The 21,206-nt window shown below is 64.3% G+C and carries 21 protein-coding genes and 1 pseudogene; 7 read left to right on the top strand and 15 right to left on the bottom strand.

The window, feature by feature from the left end; genetic code table 11:
• Positions 1-20: 20 nt before the first annotated feature.
• From CFB81_RS29760 to CFB81_RS29720, 10 genes are all read right to left on the bottom strand, one after another.
• Positions 21-269 (bottom strand): hypothetical protein, encoded by a 249-nt coding sequence (locus CFB81_RS29760; protein WP_069619588.1) that lies wholly within the window; start codon positions 267-269, stop codon positions 21-23.
• A gap of 12 nt (positions 270-281) precedes the next feature.
• The gene (locus CFB81_RS29755) at positions 282-1,058 is read right to left on the bottom strand and encodes a helix-turn-helix domain-containing protein (RefSeq protein WP_256976376.1); all 777 of its coding nucleotides are present in this window, start codon (positions 1,056-1,058) and stop codon (positions 282-284) included.
• A gap of 1,026 nt (positions 1,059-2,084) precedes the next feature.
• Positions 2,085-3,461, bottom strand: a complete 1,377-nt coding sequence (locus tag CFB81_RS29750; RefSeq protein WP_069619587.1) for an MATE family efflux transporter — start codon at positions 3,459-3,461, stop codon at positions 2,085-2,087.
• Complete coding sequence (locus CFB81_RS29745; protein ID WP_069619586.1) at positions 3,458-4,480, bottom strand: cysteine synthase family protein; 1,023 nt, start codon at positions 4,478-4,480, stop codon at positions 3,458-3,460. Before CFB81_RS29745 ends, CFB81_RS29750 begins: the two co-directional genes overlap by 4 nt.
• Positions 4,481-4,497: 17 nt before the next feature.
• A complete protein-coding gene (locus CFB81_RS29740; RefSeq protein WP_256976375.1) occupies positions 4,498-5,883 on the bottom strand; it encodes an alanine racemase in 1,386 nt (461 codons plus the stop codon).
• Complete coding sequence (locus CFB81_RS29735) at positions 5,877-6,944, bottom strand: ornithine cyclodeaminase family protein (RefSeq protein ID WP_256976374.1); 1,068 nt, start codon at positions 6,942-6,944, stop codon at positions 5,877-5,879. The genes CFB81_RS29740 and CFB81_RS29735 overlap by 7 nt, the downstream gene beginning before the upstream one ends.
• Before the next feature lie 685 nt (positions 6,945-7,629).
• Entirely contained in the window at positions 7,630-7,947 is a 318-nt protein-coding gene (locus CFB81_RS35845; protein ID WP_143328649.1) for a hypothetical protein, read from the bottom strand.
• A gap of 164 nt (positions 7,948-8,111) precedes the next feature.
• On the bottom strand, positions 8,112-8,654 hold the full coding sequence (locus CFB81_RS29730; RefSeq protein ID WP_089437553.1) for a hypothetical protein: 543 nt from the start codon (positions 8,652-8,654) through the stop codon (positions 8,112-8,114).
• A gap of 371 nt (positions 8,655-9,025) precedes the next feature.
• Entirely contained in the window at positions 9,026-11,011 is a 1,986-nt protein-coding gene (locus tag CFB81_RS29725; protein ID WP_089437552.1) for a gamma-glutamyltransferase family protein, read from the bottom strand.
• A gap of 210 nt (positions 11,012-11,221) precedes the next feature.
• The gene (locus tag CFB81_RS29720) at positions 11,222-12,178 is read right to left on the bottom strand and encodes a LysR family transcriptional regulator (RefSeq protein WP_069619581.1); all 957 of its coding nucleotides are present in this window, start codon (positions 12,176-12,178) and stop codon (positions 11,222-11,224) included.
• Between the two features lie 101 nt (positions 12,179-12,279).
• Between CFB81_RS29720 and CFB81_RS29715 the strand changes: the two genes are divergently transcribed.
• From CFB81_RS29715 to CFB81_RS29700, 4 genes and pseudogenes are all read left to right on the top strand, one after another.
• Positions 12,280-13,404, top strand: a complete 1,125-nt coding sequence (locus tag CFB81_RS29715; RefSeq protein ID WP_069619580.1) for an aryl-sulfate sulfotransferase — start codon at positions 12,280-12,282, stop codon at positions 13,402-13,404.
• A 58-nt stretch (positions 13,405-13,462) separates the two neighbouring features.
• Positions 13,463-14,818, top strand: coding sequence for a uracil-xanthine permease family protein (locus CFB81_RS29710; protein WP_089437551.1), 1,356 nt, complete (start codon positions 13,463-13,465; stop codon positions 14,816-14,818).
• Between the two features lie 68 nt (positions 14,819-14,886).
• A pseudogene (locus CFB81_RS29705) lies at positions 14,887-15,047 on the top strand (DUF2165 family protein); the annotation flags it as partial.
• 85 nt (positions 15,048-15,132) lie between these two features.
• Entirely contained in the window at positions 15,133-16,068 is a 936-nt protein-coding gene (locus tag CFB81_RS29700) for a tyrosine-type recombinase/integrase (protein ID WP_089437550.1), read from the top strand.
• Positions 16,069-16,106: 38 nt separating this feature from the next.
• Here the strand turns inward: CFB81_RS29700 and CFB81_RS29695 are convergent, their stop codons facing one another.
• The 3 genes from CFB81_RS29695 to CFB81_RS29685 form a co-directional block, all read right to left on the bottom strand.
• Complete coding sequence (locus CFB81_RS29695) at positions 16,107-16,586, bottom strand: RES family NAD+ phosphorylase (protein ID WP_089437549.1); 480 nt, start codon at positions 16,584-16,586, stop codon at positions 16,107-16,109.
• Positions 16,583-17,038 (bottom strand): antitoxin Xre/MbcA/ParS toxin-binding domain-containing protein, encoded by a 456-nt coding sequence (locus CFB81_RS29690; RefSeq protein WP_050018210.1) that lies wholly within the window; start codon positions 17,036-17,038, stop codon positions 16,583-16,585. The genes CFB81_RS29695 and CFB81_RS29690 overlap by 4 nt, the downstream gene beginning before the upstream one ends.
• Positions 17,039-17,339: 301 nt before the next feature.
• Positions 17,340-17,981 carry an HD domain-containing protein gene (locus CFB81_RS29685; RefSeq protein ID WP_069619576.1) on the bottom strand — a complete coding sequence of 214 codons (642 nt, stop codon included), beginning with the start codon at positions 17,979-17,981 and terminating at the stop codon, positions 17,340-17,342.
• Positions 17,982-18,154: 173 nt separating this feature from the next.
• On the opposite strand from CFB81_RS29685, the gene CFB81_RS29680 reads away from it, so the two are divergent.
• Positions 18,155-19,120, top strand: a complete 966-nt coding sequence (locus CFB81_RS29680; protein ID WP_089437548.1) for a GlxA family transcriptional regulator — start codon at positions 18,155-18,157, stop codon at positions 19,118-19,120.
• Between the two features lie 126 nt (positions 19,121-19,246).
• On the opposite strand, the gene CFB81_RS35840 is transcribed toward CFB81_RS29680, so the two are convergent.
• On the bottom strand, positions 19,247-19,426 hold the full coding sequence (locus CFB81_RS35840) for a hypothetical protein (RefSeq protein WP_124505065.1): 180 nt from the start codon (positions 19,424-19,426) through the stop codon (positions 19,247-19,249).
• On the opposite strand from CFB81_RS35840, the gene CFB81_RS29675 reads away from it, so the two are divergent.
• Positions 19,413-19,724, top strand: a complete 312-nt coding sequence (locus CFB81_RS29675; protein WP_069619574.1) for a DUF4148 domain-containing protein — start codon at positions 19,413-19,415, stop codon at positions 19,722-19,724. The genes CFB81_RS35840 and CFB81_RS29675 overlap by 14 nt on opposite strands.
• 277 nt (positions 19,725-20,001) lie before the next feature.
• Positions 20,002-20,715, top strand: a complete 714-nt coding sequence (locus tag CFB81_RS29670) for a dienelactone hydrolase family protein (protein ID WP_069619573.1) — start codon at positions 20,002-20,004, stop codon at positions 20,713-20,715.
• Between the two features lie 135 nt (positions 20,716-20,850).
• Here the strand turns inward: CFB81_RS29670 and CFB81_RS29665 are convergent.
• A partial coding sequence (locus CFB81_RS29665; RefSeq protein WP_143328648.1) for a TolC family protein occupies positions 20,851-21,206 on the bottom strand: 356 nt, incomplete at its 5' end.

Raw genomic sequence — 21,206 nt, 5'->3', positions numbered from 1 at the left:
TTCGGCAACCGGCAGGGAAACTAAACGGAAACGACTGTCCGGATCAAATCGAATGCGCCTTTCAGCATCATCGCCGTGGCGATACCGACCAACGGAGGCGCAAGCACACCGGTCACGCACAGCAAGACACGGCCCGGGACCGGCAAGCCCGGTCGCTTCCATGCGATATAAAGTGCTGCCGGCGGCAGAAAGAGAATCGACAAAATATAGGCTTTGTACGTAAACCCATGACGTGCGACAAATGCCTTGACCTTTTCCTTGAAAGACATTCCCGAACTCTCCTAGATCAATCCCAGACGGCTAACCTTCGCCACCGCTTGCGCTCTATTCGACACACGCAGCTTTTCATAGACGTTCGTCAGATGAAACTTGACCGTTCTTTCCGACATGGAAAGTATCCGGCCGATTTCCCAGGCAGTCTTGCCTTCGACTACCCATTTGATTACATCGGATTCCTTTCTCGTGAACTGAATCCTGTTCGAGCTTTCGCAAGCATCCGGCTGGGGGCCGGCTGCGCACAGGTCCACGCCCTCCCGGTTCTGCCGCGCAATCTTCTGGGTCAACGCTGCATGCAAATGCATGGCGATGAGACTGACGAGCAACGCCGAATGCAACGTCATGTCTTCGCACTTCAGTTGCAACACAGTCCGAATGGCCGTCGAATCACCGGGTGGAGCGCCGATACAAGCGACCATACCCCGCCCCCGCATGTACGACGCGACATCGTTGACCTGCGCATCGCGTTGTGGCACTTCCCCGTCGAGATCGCGCCAGCGGAACGTATGATCCTGACGATCGGACAATGCGAAGCAACTCAGATATCGATCGATATCGATTCCGGGACCAAACAGAGTCACGCCTCGCCGGATTCCGGCGTCGCTCGCAGCCCCATAGCGATATATCAGCCCGTGAGAAGCCGGATCGCCGCTGCCGCCGTGCAAAACCAAACACTTGTCGAACGGAATCACGCGTCCGATTTTTTCCGCGAGTTGATCGATCCCCTCGGTCAAACCGTTGGGACGAAGAATCTCGCCAATGATGCGAGAAAAGGTCTCCAATTTTCTGGGCCCTTATGAAAAGACAAGATTCGTATTCGTTGACATGCTCTGGCAGCCGAATATCTGCCAAAGCTTCAAGGCCTTACCGGACGGGCAATCCAACGCTGCTTGCTTTCTACGTGCGAGCACTGCGACAGTATCTGATGGCAACGTCTAGGCAGCCATCGTTCGCGAACCATGTTTTGATAACCAGTACTCACGAGGAATGCAAACCAATTACGCAATACCATTAACATCTGAATTATTTACTTTGCCAATGGCTGAAACAGTTCACTATACGGGCCACCTGTCTAGATTCCGCTCTCTAAACTTGAAGTTGCGCAAGTATATCGGAGGACAGAAGACAGCAACATTACTTTTCGAAAAAATATGTAATGAACCTTTCTTTGATATTACAGCAGGAAATTGCGATTTAATTTCACTAAAACGATTCTATGTTGCGGAATATTTCAACAATCGGCCAAAGTGCGGCATCTTGTCACAACTAAGATCGCGGAACAGCAGAAAACTTTACAAATAAACCGACGTGAATTTCACGCCCTCGTATAATGCGGCAAATTATTTACATTGCTCGCATATACGCCAATCAATTACCGTTTCGATAATTCAGTAAATGCGGCCGGTCAAATCATGCTTTCCAGATGCAGTTATATCTGTCGCGCTCTTGCGACCATCGATCGGCCGAATTAGGAAAATTTACTGACTACGCAACTTTCCGCCGACGCATCTTGTCGGCATACGATTAGCGCAGTCATGAGCGATGACCGTCACGGCTTGTGCATTCCCAAGAGCGGAATACGCCGTATGAGGCGGTCACAACCACCATGTCGCGTACCGGGTACGGTGGCGGATAAAGACAAGTCGCCGTCTATCAACGACAACATGTGCGGGCAGTCGGGAATCCGGCCGGCATTCCGCCTCTGGCGAGACGAGCGGACGTGCCGCGTTCGATGCAATGCCGGCCGGTATTTCGGGAATTCCGGTGCCCGGTCGGCACCGGTGTGCGCGTTGGAAACTTCGTCGCGTTCACGAACGTCCGTCTTGCGTCCGTTTCGTCATCGCGCGAAGGTGGCCCTCGAATTTGTGCAGCAACATCGACGCCGTGGCCGCAAGCCCGATGGCGAGTCCGCTCCAGATGCCGTAGATGCCGTATCCCAGCAGCACACCGGCCGCCCAGGCGACCGGCAGACCGATTAACCAGTATCCGACGATCGATATCCGAAACGAACTCGTTACGTCACCGAGGCCCCGCAAAATGCCGACGCCGATGTTCTGGCTGCAATCGAAGATCTGCAGCAGCGCCGCGATCGTCAGCAGCCCACCGGCGAGGCGCAGAACTTCGGCACTCGCGGCCGCGCCGTTATCGAGAAATGGCGCAAGCACGCGGGTGGGCGCAATGAGATACGGCAGCGCAACGACCAGCATCGTCACGACACCCAGCGCGAGCCCCGTATAGCCGAGCCGGCGCGCACCGCGATAGTCGCGCTGCGCACACGCATGGCTGATGCTGATCGACGACGCGTGAGACAAACCGACCGAAATCATGAACACGATGTAGATCACCTGATTCACGATCGTCTGTGCGGCCAGCGCATCGGCGCCGAGCGTCCCGATCACGAGCGTGAGGACGGTGAAGAACGCAGCCTCCGATCCATAGGTCGCCGCGATCGGCAAACCCATCCGCCACGTCCGCGCCAACGTATCGGCATCGGCGCGCCAGGCGGCAAGCGACAAGTGTTCGGACAGTTCCGGCCGGCGCCTTGCGATCGTCAGAAACGCGATGAAGGAAAGCAGGTACACGCCACTGGTTGCGCACGCAATACCGACCAGGCCGAGCTTCGGAAATCCGAACCGGCCGAACATCAACGCGTAGTCGAGCGCCGCATTGACGACGATCGATACGATCGTGATCGCCAATAGCGGCCCAGGCTTGCGGAGTCCGACGGTATATTGTCGAAGCACCTGAAACCACAGACACGGCAACATGCCGGGTGCGGCCGCCGCAAGATAGAACGATGCTTGGCGTGCGACGCCCGGATCCTGACCGAGCCAGACAAGCGGCATTTCGATACACAGCATCATCAATGCAAACGCCAGTGCCGCGAGCGTCGACAGCGCAAAGCCGGAACGCACCAGCCGCATGATTTCCGCATGCGCGTGTTGACCGTTCGCGAACGCGACGAGGTTGCCCGTTCCCGTCACCAGCCCGGTTCCCATCGTCCGGAACTGGTTGAAGATCGTCAGCGCGAGACCCCCAGCGGCGATTTCGCGCGGGCCAAGCATCCCCATCATGACGATGTCGGTGGTCGTCAGCGCCACCTGGGCGAGCTGCGTAAGGATGAGGGGAGCGGCAAGCACGCCGATTTGCGTGGCATCGAGCCAGACTTGTCGATGAAGTTTCATGCGGCGCGGGAAAATATCGATTCGAGTTCCCGAGCAATCGACTCGTCGAGCAGGTTTCGCGCTCGCATCCAGTCGTCGTCGAACACCGTGTCGAGATATTTTTCCCCGCCATCACAGACCAGGACCACGAGCGTCGCCCCCGCCGGCAGTGAATCGAACATCTTCAACGCGTGCCAGATGACGCTGCCCGCCGAGCCGCCGACGAGCAGCGACTTCTTGCGTGCGATATAGCGTGCCGTATTGAAGGCGGCCGCGTCCGTCACCTTGTAGCCTTCGTCGAGCAACGCATAGTCGACCAACGCGCCGATCTCGGCGCCAGGCGGCGTTCCGGTGCCGGACTGATAGTACGATCCGCCTTCGCCGCCGAAGACGATCGAGCCGACCGGCTCGACACCAATGACGCGCGGCGCCGGGCCTGTCGCGAGCAGTTCTCGTGCAGTGCCGAACAGCGAGCCTCCGGTGCCGACCGAACCCACCAGGAAGTCGATTCGGTCGCCAAGCACGTCGCGCAGTTCATGTGCCAGCCCACGATAGCCGTTACCGTTCGCGGGATTGTTGTGCTGCTCCGTCCAGATGCCGTCCGGATCGTCCGCTGCCATGCGCTTGGCCAGCGCGTCGCGATCCGCCGTCGCGATCGCGTCGCCGTCGCTTACGCAGACGAGCTTTGCGCCGAACGCTTGCATCGCCCGCAGCTTGTCTTTCGACGCGTGACTGTCCACGATCGCGGTAAACCGATAGCCGCGCTCGGCCGACAACAGCGCCAGCCCCATGCCCGTATTGCCGGACGTCGATTCGATCACGTGTCCGGCCGGCCGCAGGCTGCCGTCCTGTTCGGCTTCGTCGAGCATCTGCCTCGCCATCCGGATCTTGGCGCTGCCGGTCGGATTCGTCGATTCGAGTTTAAGCAGGATGCGCGCGCCGTTGGCGCCGCGAATCAATTCGAACAACGGCGTGCGGCCGACAAGATCCGATACCTTCGACACGATCGCAGGCACGGTGATCGTGGCTTGCTCACCCATAAAACGCACATTCATGGTCAGGCTCCCGAAAGCTGGAAGAAGCGATCGACGCGCCAGCGTGGCCGCGCGCCGTCAAGTGTCAAGACAAGCTTGGGGGGAAGCGGCAGCTCGTGAAATGAAGATTCGTTCGAATCCATCTGATAGCCGGCCGTGTTCGGGTAGATCAGCAGATCGCCGGGTTCCGGGCGCCGCCCGAATACGATCTTGCGCCAGGTCAGCATGTCCGAGTCGAGGCAACTCGCCCCGCCGACGCAGGCGCGATAAGGCATGCCCGTGCGCGGCGATCGCGACGGCTCGCGCACGACGCTCAGCAGTTCCGGATCGGGCAGGAATTCACTGGCGAACCATTGCTCCGACACGCTGAAGCTCGTGCCATTGACGGTCGTGATGCCATAGTCGCCGCAGTCCTTCAAGCCTTGCACGGCAAACACCGTAAACCCTGCCTGATCCAGCAACGAACGCCCCGGTTCCAGCATGATCGTCAGACCGTGCTCGCGAAGTAGTTCGGCGAGCGATGCGGAGGACGCCGCATCAGGGGTACCAGCCAGAATCGCGTCGAGCATCTGCGCGCCGCTGCAGGCCGAGTGATACGGATAGAATCCGTCGAATACCTTGTTTGCGTGGTAATCGTCCGCCCGGTGCGCCAGCTGGAATGCGCGCCAGTCGCGCTCGCTGGCGTACGACATCGCGAAGCCGCCACCGATATTGATCGTGGTCGGCGCAAGACCGAGGTCACGCGCAGCCAGGCACGCGCGCATCGCCGTCGCGGCCTGATTGCAGCGCTCCGTCGCGCTGTAACCGGACAGATGGAACGAGAACCCTTCAAGGACGAGCGACGCCTGCATCGCGGCACAGGTCGATAGCGCAACGCGAAGTGCGTCGGCACTCAAACCGAATCGGCTATCGTTGCGTGCCGCCGGCGCCATCCGCAACAGAATGCGTGCAACCCGCTTCGCCTGTGCCGAGATCGCGATCAGCCGATCGAGTTCGTCCTCGCTGTCGATGGCGATCAACGCATCGTGCAAAACCGCGAGCCGCAGCAGCGCGCTCGACTTCGACGGGCCGGATACACCGATATCGGTTCCGCACACGCCCGCGGCCAACGCTTCCGAGAACTCGCCCGTGCTCGCGACGTCGACGCCGATCCCGGATGCTGCCGCCGCATGCGCGAAGCATCGCGCCTTGTTCGCTTTCTTCGCGTAGTAAATGCGCCCCGACACTTGGCGATCGTCCAGTACGCGCTGAAATTCGGCGACATTGCGCGCGAAGCGCTCGGGAAACAAGAAATGAACGGGTGCGTCGAAGCCATGGACAAGATCGTGGATCATCGCTTGATGTTCGTCCACGAAATCCCGCAGTAGCGGATCCCACAACGCCGGCAACCGGAGCATATCCGTCACCATAGTTCGACTTCCCGGCCGAGCCCTTTCGTCAGCGCGGCATCGGCCAGCACGCGCCCCAGCGCGATGTCGGTCACGATCATGCCGCTGTTGAACGCGTAAACGATATCGGCATCGTTGCGCCGCGCAGGCTTGCGGCCAAGCAGTATGTCCGGCAACTCGGCATCGACGGCAGGCAGTTTTCCGGCTTCGTCCACGAGATCGGCACCGGTTACTTGCATTTGGGCCTCGCTCGTCGCGATGCGGTAATCGGCGCCATGCAGCGCGTCAGCGTGAATTCCGTAGCCGACCAGAAGCGCGAGCGCGCCCGGCTTCAGCGCCGCGTGTCGCACGGTCTCCGACACACCGGCGCCGGCCACCCCGAGCACGATGTCCGCTTCATTCGCGGAGGCGACGAGATCCTTCGATACTTCGATGTCACGGCCCGGATGAAAGCGCTTCAACGTCTTGCGGACGGCGTCGATTCCCGACTCATAGTGGCCGTGTACGATCACGCGCTCGATGTCCGGCAATGCGGTCAGCAGGAAGGGCGCCGCCATCCGCCCCTGCGTCCCCGTGCCGACGACGAGCGCCGTTCGAGCCCGCGGCGCAGCCGCACGTGCGAGCAGAGCCGACACCGCCGGCGTGCGCAGCGACCCGACAAGGCTGCCGTCCATCAGTGCGACAGGCATGCCGGTTTCGTCGTCGAACAGCAACAACGTCGTGTAGTACTTCTGCAGTTCGCGGTTATGTTCCGGATCGAACTTATACGACGTCTTGAAACCGACCGTTCTGCGTCCACCATCCCGACCCAGCATCGAGTACGCGACCGAATGCTTGTCCGCGGGCTGGCTCATCAGCTTGCGCGGATTGTCGGATTCGCCGGTACCGAGGCCAAGGTATGCCCGTTCGACAGCGTCGAGCACCATCGACGGGTCGTAGTCGAGTTCATCGATCGTGCGCTTGCCAAGCACAAGGAGTCTCGAGGGTTGCGTTGCGAGCCGCGGTCGAACGTCCGCGTCGGGTTCGGCGCCATCTGCCATCGTGGATATCATCGTATTCACTTGTGTCTCACCGGATTTCACGTATCGAACGGGCCTGCCACATACGTCGTGCAGGTTGACTTGAACATTGACGTGCCGCGACCGGCACCGACGCGCCAGATCGCACATTCTTGTTCGGCGGAGCTGCCTCTGCGAATCGCGCGCTCGACATGAAGGCGGATGCGCCAGGAGGCTGGCGACACGTTCAATTAATGCGGGTGCTTCATGTCCTGCAGCGTATTGATCATGGAATATTTCCTTCCAAAATGCGGATCATGCGGCAAAAGACGGGATCGGCCATCATTTCGTTTTTCATTACATACGGCTCAGTAATTTTGCAATCCGAATCAAATTGATTAACAAAAGCCACATTAATACCAGCGAGAATCACAAGATGACTCGCAGTTGATGCCGATCAGATAATCAGCATTTCGATAACGAAAATACCCGTGTTCCGCCCGAGATTTACCAGGCACGGGCTGACGAGTTCAGCAATTTCGACGGGATTCCCTCACGTCGGCATGGCTGCTTGGCAGGCGGCATTCATGCGCGACAACGCGCGCGCATGATGAAGCGCAGCGAACCGTGTCCCGACCATTTGAGCATTCCGTCAGCGTCGATGGTCGCGACCGGTAGAGAAAATACAAATCGCTCGTATTTATAAACCAGCTTCCACTTTCCTTGCAAATACTTTATTTCATCATTTCAAATGCATTTACGACGACCGTCATTGAATCGTGAAAGTGAAATTTGAGGCCGGTAGCCGCTCGATGGCAGCATCGAGAATCAAGCTCGGCTCGTTGCTCGAAAATACCGCTTGAGCGATACACTGGTTGAGGAAGAAAAAGTGCTCCGCATCGGGGGGGCCGCCGAAACGTTCGGGGGGAGATGTCGTGACGGTGTCGGGCTCTACGCAGTCGGCGGTTTGGGGAACCGCCTGCGGTCGCCATGCGTTCCATCCGCGCTGCCTTCGAGTCGCCAGCTTGCCCCTGCGGCCCGACAATCGTCTCTTTTTGGCGTCAAGTTCGGTCGACCCGACGCTCATTATTCTTCGTGATCCAAATCAATATCGATACATCCATTTTCCCGCGTTTCGACATGAGGCGTCGACATGAGGCGCCGTGCACGACGTATCGCGCTCCTCAATAGAAAAACCCGGCCCGCATCGAAGCGGGCCGGGCCGGGCCGTGACGGGATGCGTGCTGCTTGTTACAGCGCGCCGCCTTGCGTCGACGCCGAGCCCTTCACGCCGACCGACGCGCCACCCTGCACCGAATTCGTCGCGCCTTCGAGCGCTTCGCCGGCCTTCGCCTTCGCGCCGCCCGCGACGTCGCCTGCGGTCGACACCGCGCCGTGGGCATGGCTCTTCGCCGAGGCGGCGACGTGCTTCACGTGCGACTTCGTCGCGTGCACGGCCGATGCCGCCGCATCCTTCGTCGCGCCGGCCGCCGAACCGACCGCCTGCGTCGCGCCACCCACCGCCGCCCCGGCTGCCGAACCCACGCCGCCGACCGTCTGGCCGACGCCGTTCAGCGCGCCGCCGACGACATTGCCCGCGCCCGAACCCGAGCCTGCCGCATTCGCGCCGGCACCAGCCTGCACGCCCACGCCGCCGCCGAGCAGCGGCGTCTGGACCTGCGCGCCGACGCCTGCGGAACCCTGGGCGCCTGTCTGGGCCGTCTGTGCAAATGCAGCCGACGTCGCCATCGCCGTCAGAGCAGCACCCAGCAGAATCGTACGGATCTTGTTCATGGTCATTCTCCCCAAAGACGTTGTTGCTGCGGACCGCGTGCTTGCGGCTTGCCGCATGCCTCGCCGCGACATGCGGCAGGTGGAGCTAATGTAGCGGCGCCGGCGAGCAAAACGACTGAATTGCGGGGACTGTTACTTCCGTTGCAAATGCTGACGATTGACTCACACTGTTTGACAATCGGAGGTTTGCGGCGGGTGGCACTGTATTTGACGACTGACTGGTGCAGCTTGGGCCGGCAGGCGCGCTTCATGCCGGCCCCTTCCATCTGCATTCCGAAGGATGCGATTTGCGCGGCCGTCGATGCGGCCTCGTCATGATGCACAGCCCCGGCCGCCAGCAAGCGGACCGGGGCCGTTCGCGTTCCGCCCGGTTACGGCCGGAACGTATCGCCGAGCACGACGCCTTCGCGACGCGGATCGGTGCCGCCCTGCAACGCCGGCGACTGGCCGACCGTCACGCGCATCACCGTGTTGACGCCGCTCGCCTGCGCGGACGTCGACACCTTGTGCCCGAGCGCGAGCAGCCCCGTGATCAGCGGATCGTTCGCACCGTTGTTCGCCGTGTTGACGTTCGGATGCTCGCCGCCGATCGTGGTCGTCGGGCTGTTGCTCGCGCCGAAGTCGACGAGGCCCGCCGACTGCTGCGCGTCGAGCCCCCAGTCGAGCGCGCCGATCAGCGTCTTGACCACGTATTGCGGAATCGTGCCGCCGCCCGGCGAACCGGTCGCCATCACGAAGTCGCCGCGCGAACCGTCGGCGGCCTGCCCGAACACGATCGTCGGCGCCATCGAGCTGCGCGGCCGCTTGCCCGGCTGCAGGCGGTTCGCCACCGGATTGCCGGACGCGTCGAGCGGGTTCGCGGAAAAGTCGGTCAGCTGGTTGTTCAGCAGGAAGCCGTTGGTCATGTGAAACGAGCCCATGCTCGACTCGACCGTCGTCGTCGCGCTCAGCACGTTGCCGTCGCCGTCCACGATCGTGAACTGATTCGTGCCGTGCTCGATCAGCGTCGTGTCGACGCCGAGCGGCACCGCACCGAGATTGCCGGGCTGCGCGGTACCCATGCTTTTGGTCGTGTCGATCAGAGACGCGCGCGATTTCAGGTACGGTTTGTTCAGCAGCGTGTCCCACGTGCCGCCCGGCAGCGGCACGAAATCGGTATCGGCCACGTACTTGTCGCGGTCGGCATACGCGAGCCGCTCAGCCTCGGTGATCAGGTGGACGCCCGCGACGGTCGGCTTGCCGCCTTCGAGATCGATCGCCGTCGGCTTCAACGACTTCAAGTCGTAATTCTCTAGAATGCCGAGCGCGGATGCGACCGCGATGCCGCCCGACGACGGCGGCGGCATCCCGCAGACCCAGTAGCTGCGATAGGTCGTGCACACCGGTTCGCGGCGCTTCGCCTGATACGCGGCCAGATCGGCGACGGTCGTCTTGCCCGGCGTGAGCGTCGAGCCGTCCGCGCCCTTCGTCACCGCGATCTTCGCGACGATGTCCTGCGCGATCTGCCCCGTGTACAGCGCATTCGCGCCCGACTGCGCCATCAGCGACAGCGTGCGCGCGTAGGCCGGATTCTTCAGTACGGTGCCGAGCGGTTTCGGCGAACCGTCGGCGTTCAGGAAATACGCGGCGGCTTCGGGGTCGCGCTTCAGGTTCGCGGCATTCGCCGCGATCGCGTCGGCCAGCCGGCCGCCGATCGGAAAACCGTTGGTCGCGAGCGTGATCGCGTCGCCGAACAGGCTCTGCCACGGCAAGCGGCCATGATCCTGTTGCAGTGCCTCGACGAGCCGCGGCACGCCGATCGTGCCGATCGAGCGGCCGCTCGCGCGCGCGTTCGGCAGCGGCGCCGAATGATCGGTGGCGTCATCGACATAGCGCAGATAGTTCTCCGTCGCGGCGGCCGGCGCGGTTTCTCGGCCGTCGTACGCCTGCAGCGTCTTGCCTCGCGCGTCGTAGTAGAGCAGCACGCCACCCGACCCGAGGCCCGTCGCCTCCGGCACCGTCAGGCCCAGCACGGCCTGCACGGCAACCGCCGCGTCGGCCGCCGTGCCGCCCTTCTTCAGCACCGCGCAACCAGCTGCGCTCGCGTACGCGTTCGACGTGGCCACCAGGTACCTTTTCGCATAGACGGACTTCATCCCGGTGCGATAGCCCGACGACGCTTCCGGCAGCGACGGGTCGCCCGGCTGGTTCGAGCCCACCACGACCGTCGCGCCGCTGTTGTCGACCGCGAGACAACTCGTATCGGTGGAAGGTGCGGTCGTGCGGCCCGCCTCGTTCTCGACGTCGCCGCCGCATGCGGTCAACAACGCAGCCGCGAGCAACGCGGACGCATACGGAAAAATCGCTGTTCTGTTCATTGTCTGCCGATGTGCGGATCGTTGCGATGGACATCCTGTCGCCCGCGCCCCCCTCGGTGCGCGGGCGACCCGTTCGATAGTCCCATGAACGGAATTTTTTTCGCAATCAGGAAATGACGTCGTGCAACCGGACGTTGTGTACGCAACGTCACCGAACCGGCATGCGGCTTTATCTGCTGCATTGCAGCGCATGGGCGTATCGTGACGTCGTTACCTTGTCGCCCGGCGACGCGTGCCGGCCGCCCGGCCGCCGCGCGCGAAACCGTGCTCCATCGCGTCGATCGCCTCGGAAAAGAATGCGAGAAACATCGTCATCGCGACCGTCGCGCTCGTGTCCGCCCGCTGGTAGATGCAACTGAACGAGCGCGCGCCCGCATCGGCCAGCGGCGTCCACGCGAGCCGGCCGGCGGCTACGTCGTCCGCGACGTTTTCCGCGATCAGGAAGCCGATGCCAGCGCCTTCGGCCACGAGACGCCGCACCATCGACACCGAGCCGGTTTCGACCAGCGGCCGCACGCTGCGCGGCTGCCGAGCATCGATCTGGTCGAACATCGCGCGCAGCTCCGTGTCGGGCGTCATCAGGATCAGCGGATGCGCGAAGCAGTCGCGCATCCGCACCTTGCCGCCCGTCGACGTGAGCGGATGGCCGGGCGCCGTGACGACACCCAGCGGCTGCGCGAACGCGCGCACCTCGACGACGCCCGCCGCGGTACGCCGGCGCAGCGCGTAACCGATGTCGACCTCGCCCGTCTCGACCCAGCGCACGATGCGCTCGCCGTTTCCGCAGCGCACGCTGTACGTGACGCCGGGATAGTGCTGCATCGCCGCGAGGATCGCGTCGGGCACGAGCTTTTCCGCCGTCGAGGCGGGCACCGCGAGATTCACGTGCCCGCGCCGCAGCGCGCGCAGGTCCTCGACCTGCGTCAGCGCGTTGTCGAAATCGCGCTGGCCGCGCCGCACGGCCGCGATCACGATCTCGCCGGCGAGCGTCAGCTGCATGCCGCGCGGCAACCGGTCGAACAGCGGCACGCCCACCTGCTCCTCGAGATTGCGGATCTGCTGGTGCACTGCCGCGGCGGTCAGGTGCAGCGCATCCGCCGCCTTGCGAATCGAGCCGCGCCGCGCGACTTCGTCGAAACAGCGGAATGTCTGCGATATCGAACGCATGATGATCCGTTAGATTTTTCCGAACAGGCCGTCAAGAATAATCCGATTTTACCGACCGGGCGAATCGTCTAGATTCCGCTGCATCCCCGTATCCGATTCGAATGGAGACCGCAGTGACAACCGTCGACCAGATCACCCAGCGCCGCCGCGGCGTCGGCCTCATTGCCCACGATCCCGCGTTGTCCGCGGGCGGCTATACGCTCATCGCGCCGCAGACCGGCGACGGCAACGTCTATCTCGTCGGCATCGACGGCGCAGTCGTCCACCAGTGGAAGATGCCCGTGCGCCCGGGCCGCCACGCGGTCATCCTCGCGAACGGCAACCTCGGCTACAACGGCAATCATCCGCACTCCGAATCGCGCTACGCACCATGGTCGATGTGGCACGGCGGCGACTTCTACGAGGTCACGCCGCAAGGCGACACCGTGTGGCGCTACGAGGATCCCGCGCATCACCACGACGCGCAGTGGCTGCCGAACGGCAACCTGCTGTACGCCGCGTGCGAGCCGGTCGACGCGGCGTTCGCGCGGCGCGTGCCGGGCGGCACCGCGCATGGCGACGACGAGGTGATGTTCGCGGACGTGATCCGCGAAGTGAACCGCGCCGGCCGGATTGTCTGGGAATGGCACGCACGCGACCATCTGCGGCCCGAGGATTTTCCGATCGCGGCAGGCTTCGGCCGCTATCACTGGCCGCTCGTCAACGGCCTCGCGGTCGATGCGAACGGCCGCGTGCTGATGAGCCTGCGCACGACGTCGGGCATCATCGGCGTGCACCGCGCAACCGGCCGCGTCGACCTGCACATCGGGCCCGGCGTCGTGTCGCACCAGCATGCGCCGGCGCCGCTTCCGAACGGCAACATCCTCGCGTTCGACAACGGCAATTTCCGCCATGGCGCGCACGTCGCGTTCTCGCGCGTCGTGGAAATCGATCCGGCGACGCAGCGCGTCGTGTGGTCGTATGCGGACGACGTCGTGAACCTGTTCTACACGCCGTTCATGGGCAACGCGCAGCGCTTGCCGAACGGCAACACGCACATCACCGAATCGTCGACGGGCCGGCTGTTCGAAGTGACGCCGGCCGGCGAGGTCGTCTGGGAATACGTGATCCCGTGGTTCGCCGAATACCCGGACGAAGCGGCGCGCAAGACCGGCCCCGGACAGCTGAACAGCGTGTTCCAGACGTTCCGCTACAGCGCCGCGCAATTGCCGTGGCTACGGACCTGAGCTTTCGTTCACCGCCGGTTTCCGGCCATCGTCGCCGTTCGTTTCCGAGGAGTCTGCCGTGTCGCACGATCCGATCTCCGCACCCGTCGATGCCCGCCTCCCCGCGTGGCAGCTCGCGCTGTTCGGGCTGCAGCACGTGCTGTCGATGGCCGCATCGCCGATCACGGCCGTCTTCCTGATCGCGAAGGTGCTCGTGTTGCCGGCCGACCTGACGGTTCAGTTGATCGGCGCAACGTTCTTCGCGTGCGGCATCGGCACGCTGCTGCAATCGCTCGGCGCCGGCCCGATCGGCGCGCGCATGCCGTTCGTGATGGTGCCCAGCGGCGCACCGACGATGCTGTTCGCCGGCATCGCCGCGCAATCGGGCCTGCCGACCGCGGCCGGCGCGGCGCTGCTCGCCAGCGCGTTCTACTGGGTGCTGCTGCCCGTCTTCACGCGCTGCCTGCGGCTCTTTCCGCGCATCGTCGTCGGCGCGATGCTGTTGCTCGTGTCGATCAACCTGATCCGGATCTACGCGACGATCGTCGTCGGCCAGCCCGGTTCGGCCGACTTCGCGCAGCCGCGCGCGCTCGGTCTCGCACTCGCGACGATCGTCGCCACCGTCGTCGTCGCGGGCGCATTCCGCGGCACGGCCGGGCGCCTCGCGGTGCTGATCGGGCTGATGGCCGGCGCGACGCTCGGCTGGTCGCTCGGCGCGATGCCCGCGCTCGCCGACGTGTGGCACGGGCCGCTGTTCACGCATCCGGTGTGGCTCCCGTTCGGGATGCCGCGTTTCGACGTGCTGGCTGCGCTGCCGCTGCTGATTTTCACCGCGATCTCGATGGCGGAGGCCACCGCGCAGACGGTCGCCGTCGGCGAAACGTGCGGCAAGCCGATTTCGCTCCGGCGCGACGTGCCGAAGACGATACGCGGCGACGCGCTCGCCTCGCTGGCCGGCGCGCTGTTCGGCACGCCGCTGATCGTGACCAGCGCCGAGAACATCGGCGTCGTGCAGACGACCGGCGTACGCTCGCGCTACGTGACGGCCGCCGCCGGCGCGATGCTGATCGTCATCGCGCTGTTCGCGCCGCTTGCGCGGCTCGCGTACGCGATCCCGGCCGCCGTGGTCGGCGGCACCGCGCTGGTCGTGTTCGCGATGATCGGCGTGATGGGCATCCGGCTGCTCGCGAGCATCGACCTGCACGCGCGCGCGAACCAGTACACGCTCGCAGCCGCACTGGTCGTCGGCCTCGCGCCGATCCTGGTGCCGAACCTGTATCGTCATTTCGGCGCGCCCGTGCAGATCGTGCTCGGCAACGGCATGGCGGCCGGCACGCTCGCGGCGATCGCGACGCAACTGGCGTTCGCCGTGCTCGCACGGCTGGGCGGGCAAGCACATGCGAGCGCGGCTGCGGTGCCTTCGCGCGACGCGTAACCGCAGCGGCACGTGCACGCTGCCCGCGCTTGACGACGCCTGCGGTCGTGACTGACGCGCGGTTTCCGTGGCAGGCCGCCTTCATGTCGGTCGGCGGCGAACGGTTCGGATATGGATGTCGAAGCGATGGAACGGCGTGCCGCCCGTGTTCCGCTTCTTCATCACGCTGCTGCGCGTGCTCGTCCACCTGACGATGAACGACGACGGCGTCGACGACATGCGTGCCGCGCCCCGACACACCTGCTTCGTCGCGCGCCGCCCGATCGGCCGTCGGGACGATTGCCGGCGTCACCATGTCCGGCTATAAAACGGGGATGGACACGGATCGCTGGATTCACGACCCCGTCGGCGCATTTCGCGCCTGGCAGGAAACCGCCGCGACCGGCGCCGGCCGCCGGCCGTTCGCGCCGCGTTCGATCGTCCAGCACGTCGCGATGTTCGAGCGATTCCTGCGTCACCTGAGCGCACGGCACGTGTCGCTCGCGACGTTCGGGCCCGACCACGTTGCGGCCTTCCTCGCGGAACTCGACCGTACTTGCGCGCCCGGCACGTCGACGCGCGTGCGCTATGCGAAGCTGATCGACCGGCTCGGCCGGCATCTGGTCGACGCCGGTGTGCGGACGAGTCATCCAGCCGGCCGATCGACGCACGATCTCGCATGGCCGGACGGCGAGCCCGAGCCGTGCTACCTGCCGCCCGATGCCGACGCGGCGCTGCAGCGCCATGTGCAGCCTCGAGCGAATGACACGCCCGCCGACTGCCGGAATCGCGCGATCGTCGCGCTACTGCTCGCGAGCGGCATCACGTCGGCCGAGATTCGCGCGGCGACAGGCGACGCACTCGATCTCGACGCGCGGCCAGCGGTGTTGTCGGTGCCGCGCAATCGCGCGCCGCCGGCGCGCCGGATCGCGCTCGCCGCATTCGCGGTGGCGCCGCTCGCCGCATGGCGTGCGCGCTCGACCGACGTGCCGCCTTCGACGCGGCTGTTTCCCGCGCCGCGCGGGGGCGCAATGAACGACATGTTCCTGCTGCTCGTCGTGCGCGATGCGCTGAACGCGATCGGCTTTCGCGCAGCGGACATGAGCCCGCGCGTGCTGCGCAATACGTATGCGCGCCGCCAACTGCTCGCCGGCCATGCGCATGCCGATGTCACGACGATGCTCGGTCTCGCCAGCCTGCGAACGGTCACGCGCATTCGGCAAACGCTGCCGCCCGATGCAGCCGCGGATCGCGCTGCCCGCGAGCGGTGATCGCGCGCCGCCGGCGCGAACCGCGTTCCTCCGGTGCGCTATTCGCCCGGCTTCGGCTGCACCAGCCGCAGAATCCGCGTGTCGTACGGGGATTGCATCACTTCCGCGATGCGGATGTCGGACGCGGCCGGATGCAGCGGGTTCAACAGGAAGTTATGGGCGTGCGGCACGACGACGCTCGGCACACGCAGCAGCGCGCTCGGCTGCGTGTCCAGCCACTCGGTACCCGCGCTGCGGGTCCAGTCGACGTTCGTGCGCCAGTCGTCCGGCGCATCGCCTTCCGCGATTTCGGCGACGTCCACCGAATCGGGCGCCTCGATACGCAGCAATTGATATCCGCTCGGCAATTGCGCTACGGTGGCGATTTCGAAATGAACCAGCGTCTCGAGCAGCGCGAGCGCCGGATGCTCGGCGAGATACACGACGGGCTGCCCGGCGAAATGCCAGCGCCCGCCGGCCCGCAACCCGCCGATGCCTTTCAGATCGGCGTAATTGCTGATCCGCCACAGCGTCGTCAAGCGAAGTACCCCTCGTCGATCTGCGTGAGGGCCTCTTCGACGAGCCGCGCGCCATGCTCGGTGCTCGCCATGTCGAGCGACGTGCGGCCGCCGAAGCGCTGGAGCCCGTTGCGCAGCCACGCCATCGCCTTGTCCTGATCGCCGAACGTGGCCGCCGCCTGCGCGACGATGCGCGCGAGACGGATCGCCTTGTCCGACTCTTCCGGCGACAGGCGTTCGTGCGCCTGCCGACGATGACTCAACGTGCGGCGCGGAATGATGAAGGCCAGCTCGTCCGATTTCAGCCCGCGCTCCGACAACCGGTCGATCACCGACACGTCGACGCGCGCGCTCGCCAGCTCGGCCAGGTCGGCGCCCGAGCGGACCCGGATCGCCAGCAGCTGCTCGAGAATCGTGAATTCGGCCTGACGCGGGTGCGCGACGCCTGAAGGATGAAAAGCGATGGTGCTCATGACCTCTCTCCGGCAATTTGCCCCACCATTATAGGCGTTTTGCCGGCGAGATACGGACTGTTGAGCGGCGGGCTTTACCCATTGGGCTGACAGACCGGTATTCGAGGTGCGCGAATCGGAGATTCGCCTCCGATGAGGGGGTACAAAAATTCAGTATATAAAATCCTGTTCGCTATGACCTGAAGTTGTCACGTAACAATTTTCCAACGGTAATACGCAAGTCAAGGAAATCGCCTCTTTTCCCCTCCTGTACGCCGGGTAGACGATCACCGGCGGCTGATGCGCAGCCGATCGTCCAGGGTCAGCCGGCCCATGCGGACGACCGGATCACGCTGCAGAAGTTGCCCGCATGGAAATGCGGATCCTTGTCCGCGAGCACGTCGGCCTTCACGTTGCCGAACGTCGTGCCGGGCTTGTGCTTGATGCCGTCGTAGAACGCCTGAATGATGTCTTCCTTGAAATGCGGCGTGCGCGGATGCGCGCGCACGACCGCTTCCCGCTCGATGTCGCTGTATTCCGGGTAAGCGAGGCCCAGTACGTCCATCTCGACGCCCGCCGTGACCAGCGCGACGACCGGATGCATGTGCTGCGGAATGCCGGGCGTGGTATGCAGTGCGATCGAGGTCCATACGACATCGATGTCCTGTTGCGAGATCCCCTTCGCCTTCAGAAAATCGCGGGCGGCATTGGCACCGTCCACTTCGAAGCGCTCGCATGCGCTGCTGTGCCGGTGCGTCAATCCCATGTCATGGAACATGCAGCCGCAATAGAGCAGCTCGGGGTCGTACTCGAGCCCGCGGCGTCGGCCTGCCAGTGCCGCGAAATAGAACACGCGACTCGAGTGATGGAACAGCAGTTCGGATTCGGTATCGCGCACGAGTTCGGTGATCTCGCGCGTCAGTCGAGTATCGGGAAGGGTGATGCCGGCAACGTTCACAGTCATGATCGACCTCCATGAAAGACACGCTCGATTCTCCGGGGGCCGACAGGTGTCTCAAATAGGCTGGTTACGACGAATCCTGCCATTTCGCGCGACGAACGGACACAGTGCCGGCACGGTGAAGAAAGCGCCCCTATACTGCTGCGCATCACGTTCGATACGACACGCAACCGATCATGCCGAAGGTCGTGGGTATTTTTGCCGTTCCGGGCGTTCAGCTGCTCGATGTCTCCGCGCCGCTCGACGTGTTCGCGCAAGCGAACGTCGAATGCGGGAAGCCGTACTATGCGTCGCGGGTCATCGCGAGCGGGGCCGGTGCGATCCGCAGCTCGTCCGGCGCACGGTTGCTGCCCGACTGGATCGCCCCCGACATCCCCGAGCGCATCGACACGCTGCTGGTCGCCGGCGCGCCGAACGCCTGCCAGATCACGCTGCGCACCGACGTCCTCGCGTGGTTGCGCGCGGCGGCGGTGCAGAGCCGACGCTACGGGTCGATCTGCACCGGGGCATTCATCCTCGCCGCCACGGGCCTGCTGAAAGGACGTCACCTCACCACGCACTGGGCCGCCGCCGATGCACTCGGCGAAGCCTATCCGTCGCTCGTCGTGGACGCCGACGCGCTGTACGTGCGCGACGGCAAGCTGCGCACCGGCGCGGGCGTCACGGCCGGGCTCGATCTCGCGCTCGCGCTGGTCGAGGAAGATCTCGGCCGCGAGATCGCGCGGCGCGTCGCCGCGCAACTGGTGATGTTTTTCAAGCGTCCGGGCGGGCAGCTCCAGTTCAGCCGCAAGGGCGAAGCCCGCCCCGCCGGACGTTCGGTGCTGCAGGAAGTCCAGCGCTGGGTCGCGGCCCATCCGGAACTCGAACATTCGGTGGCCGAGATGGCCAAGCATGCCGGCATGAGCCCACGCCATTTCGCGCGGCTGTTCCGCGCGGAAGTCGGCATGACGCCGGCCGCGTGGGTCGAAGCGACCCGCATCTCTGCCGCCCGCCAGTTGCTCGAGAACGGCCATGACACCCCGAAGCAGGTCGCCGCGAAATGCGGCTTCGCAAACGTCGATACGCTCAGGCGAGCGTTCACCCGGCATGTCGGCATCACGCCGGCCGAATATCGGAAACGGCAGACGACCCTGGCTGCGTGAGAGGGAACGCGCGGCGCCGAATGAGTGACGCCGACGGCCTCGCGAAAATACTTCGGGATCCGATTCAATGGTTCGACCCGCTCGTTCCGCGTCGATCGCCCCCATCGCGCCTTCCCCTCCTCCGGCTCACCGGCAATCATCAGATGAAATTGCGCGCTGCGCGAATCGTTTACCCAGTTGCAATAATGATTCGCTGCAATGCGTATTTCCGACCGGTAACGCGATCGTTACGATGCAATCAACCGCTGAACGCAACGAGCGAAGCGCGAAATCAACAGAACCGGAGGTCACCATGAAGTCGTTCATCACTGCTGTCGTCGCCGCAACCGCATTGTCCGCGTCGTACGGCGCATTCGCGCAATCGAATCCGTCGGGCCAGCTTACGCGTGCCCAGGTGCGTGCGGAACTCGTCCAGCTCGAACAGGCCGGCTACAAGCCCGAAGTCTCCGATCAGTATTACCCGCGTGCGCTGCAAGCCGCACAGGCCCGCGTGACGAACGCCGATGAGGCCGGCTACGGCGCGCAAGCAGCCGCCGGCGCGCGTGCTGGCCGCGCGGTCGCAGTCAAGCAGGAAGGCCGCAACTCGATCTACTTCGGTCAGTAAACCGGATACCCGCCAGCGTATTTCCGGCGTATTCCGGATACGCCCGTCGTAGACGCGACACCCCGCTCCCGTTCGTCGGGGCGGGGTGTTCGTTTTCCGGTTGTCCGCTCCTTTCGTTGCTCGCGTGCCGCGCGGCGTCGTTCACGCAAGCGTCCGGTGTTTGCGCATAGAATGGCCGCGTGGTCGGCGTCGGCCAGCACGAACGCGGGCGGCATCACGACGCCCGCTGGCCGGCCCGATGTCGCACTCGGCGCATTTTTCGAAAAGGAGCGGTTTCATGTCTCAAACATCCGGTTCCACGATCACGTTTCGCCGCCCGGACGGCCAGGAACTGCAGGGCTATCTCGCCACGCCGGCACGGACCGAAGGCGCGCCCGCGGTCGTCGTCATCCAGGAATGGTGGGGGCTGAACGACCAGATTCGCGGCGTCGCGGATCGTCTCGCGCGCTGCGGCTACTTCGCGCTCGTGCCCGACCTGTATCGCGGCAAGTCGACGGTCGAGGAGGAAGAAGCGCACCACCTGATGACCGGCCTCGATTTCGGCGACGCCGCGTCGCAGGACATTCCCGGCGCGGTCGCCTACCTGAAGACGCTGGCGCCGCGGGTCGCGGTGACGGGCTACTGCATGGGCGGCGCCCTCACGCTGCTGTCGCTGCAGTACGCCGACGCGGACGCCGGCGTCACGTGGTATGGCCTGCCGCCGCTCGACTACATCGATCCGGCCAAGCTCAAGGTGCCGCTGATGGGTCACTGGGCGACGCAGGATGCGTTCTTCACGATCGACCAGGTCGACGCACTGGAAAAGAAGCTGACCGATGCGAAGGTCGGCTTCGAATTCCATCGCTATCTCGCGCACCATGCGTTCGCGAACGAAACGGCCGTCGGCCCCGGCCGCATCGCCGGCACGCAGTTCGATCCGGTGTGGTCGGAAACGGCGTGGGACCGCACGCTCACGTTCTTCGGCCGAACGCTCTGGACGAAGCACGCGTAACGGAATGCCGCGTCCCACGCGGCGACGGTACAAAGGAAAACGCCACGGATTTGTGTCCGTGGCGTTTTCCTTTTCACATCCCTTCGGTTCAGTGGACAGGCGCGGCCTGCCGCTTCGGCCATGCTTCCGTCGTGCTTACCCGTTCGTTGCCGTCTGGTAGTCGACCGGTGCATCCGGCGCGCGCGGCGCTTCGCCCGCGCGCTGGATCCAGCCGCCGCCGAGCGCGCGGTACAGATCGACCAGGTTCGTCCAGCGCGCCAGGCGCGCGCTGATCAGCGACTGCTGTGCGGAGTACAGATCCGTCTGCGCGGTCAGCACCGACAGGTAGCTGTCCACACCGTTCTTGTAACGCAGGTCCGACAGGTCGAAGCGACGCTGCTGCGCGTGCTCGTTGCGCTCCAGCGCCGCGATCTGCTGGTCGTACGTGCCGCGTGCGGCAAGCCCGTCCGACACTTCGCGGAACGCCGACTGGATCGCCTTCTCGTAGTTCG

The sequence above is a fragment of the Burkholderia sp. AU28863 genome (assembly GCF_002223195.1).
GTDB classification, from domain to species: Bacteria; Pseudomonadota; Gammaproteobacteria; order Burkholderiales; family Burkholderiaceae; genus Burkholderia; species Burkholderia sola.
This window is presented reverse-complemented; position numbering and strand designations above follow the sequence as displayed.

Excerpts from the sequence above, each read along its gene's own strand:
- CFB81_RS29740 (WP_256976375.1), bottom strand. The coding sequence starts at position 5,883 with ATGGTGACGGATATGCTCCGGTTGCCGGCGTTGTGGGATCCGCTACTG.
- CFB81_RS29685 (WP_069619576.1), bottom strand. The coding sequence starts at position 17,981 with ATGACTGTGAACGTTGCCGGCATCACCCTTCCCGATACTCGACTGACG.
- CFB81_RS29720 (WP_069619581.1), bottom strand. The coding sequence starts at position 12,178 with ATGCGTTCGATATCGCAGACATTCCGCTGTTTCGACGAAGTCGCGCGG.
- CFB81_RS29760 (WP_069619588.1), bottom strand. The coding sequence starts at position 269 with ATGTCTTTCAAGGAAAAGGTCAAGGCATTTGTCGCACGTCATGGGTTT.
- CFB81_RS29670 (WP_069619573.1), top strand. The coding sequence starts at position 20,002 with ATGTCTCAAACATCCGGTTCCACGATCACGTTTCGCCGCCCGGACGGC.
- CFB81_RS29725 (WP_089437552.1), bottom strand. The coding sequence starts at position 11,011 with ATGAACAGAACAGCGATTTTTCCGTATGCGTCCGCGTTGCTCGCGGCT.
- CFB81_RS29690 (WP_050018210.1), bottom strand. The coding sequence starts at position 17,038 with ATGAGCACCATCGCTTTTCATCCTTCAGGCGTCGCGCACCCGCGTCAG.
- CFB81_RS29700 (WP_089437550.1), top strand. The coding sequence starts at position 15,133 with ATGGACACGGATCGCTGGATTCACGACCCCGTCGGCGCATTTCGCGCC.
- CFB81_RS29680 (WP_089437548.1), top strand. The coding sequence starts at position 18,155 with ATGCCGAAGGTCGTGGGTATTTTTGCCGTTCCGGGCGTTCAGCTGCTC.
- CFB81_RS29715 (WP_069619580.1), top strand. The coding sequence starts at position 12,280 with ATGGAGACCGCAGTGACAACCGTCGACCAGATCACCCAGCGCCGCCGC.
- CFB81_RS35845 (WP_143328649.1), bottom strand. The coding sequence starts at position 7,947 with ATGAGCGTCGGGTCGACCGAACTTGACGCCAAAAAGAGACGATTGTCG.
- CFB81_RS35840 (WP_124505065.1), bottom strand. The coding sequence starts at position 19,426 with ATGAACGACTTCATGGTGACCTCCGGTTCTGTTGATTTCGCGCTTCGC.
- CFB81_RS29750 (WP_069619587.1), bottom strand. The coding sequence starts at position 3,461 with ATGAAACTTCATCGACAAGTCTGGCTCGATGCCACGCAAATCGGCGTG.
- CFB81_RS29745 (WP_069619586.1), bottom strand. The coding sequence starts at position 4,480 with ATGGGTGAGCAAGCCACGATCACCGTGCCTGCGATCGTGTCGAAGGTA.
- CFB81_RS29730 (WP_089437553.1), bottom strand. The coding sequence starts at position 8,654 with ATGAACAAGATCCGTACGATTCTGCTGGGTGCTGCTCTGACGGCGATG.
- CFB81_RS29675 (WP_069619574.1), top strand. The coding sequence starts at position 19,413 with ATGAAGTCGTTCATCACTGCTGTCGTCGCCGCAACCGCATTGTCCGCG.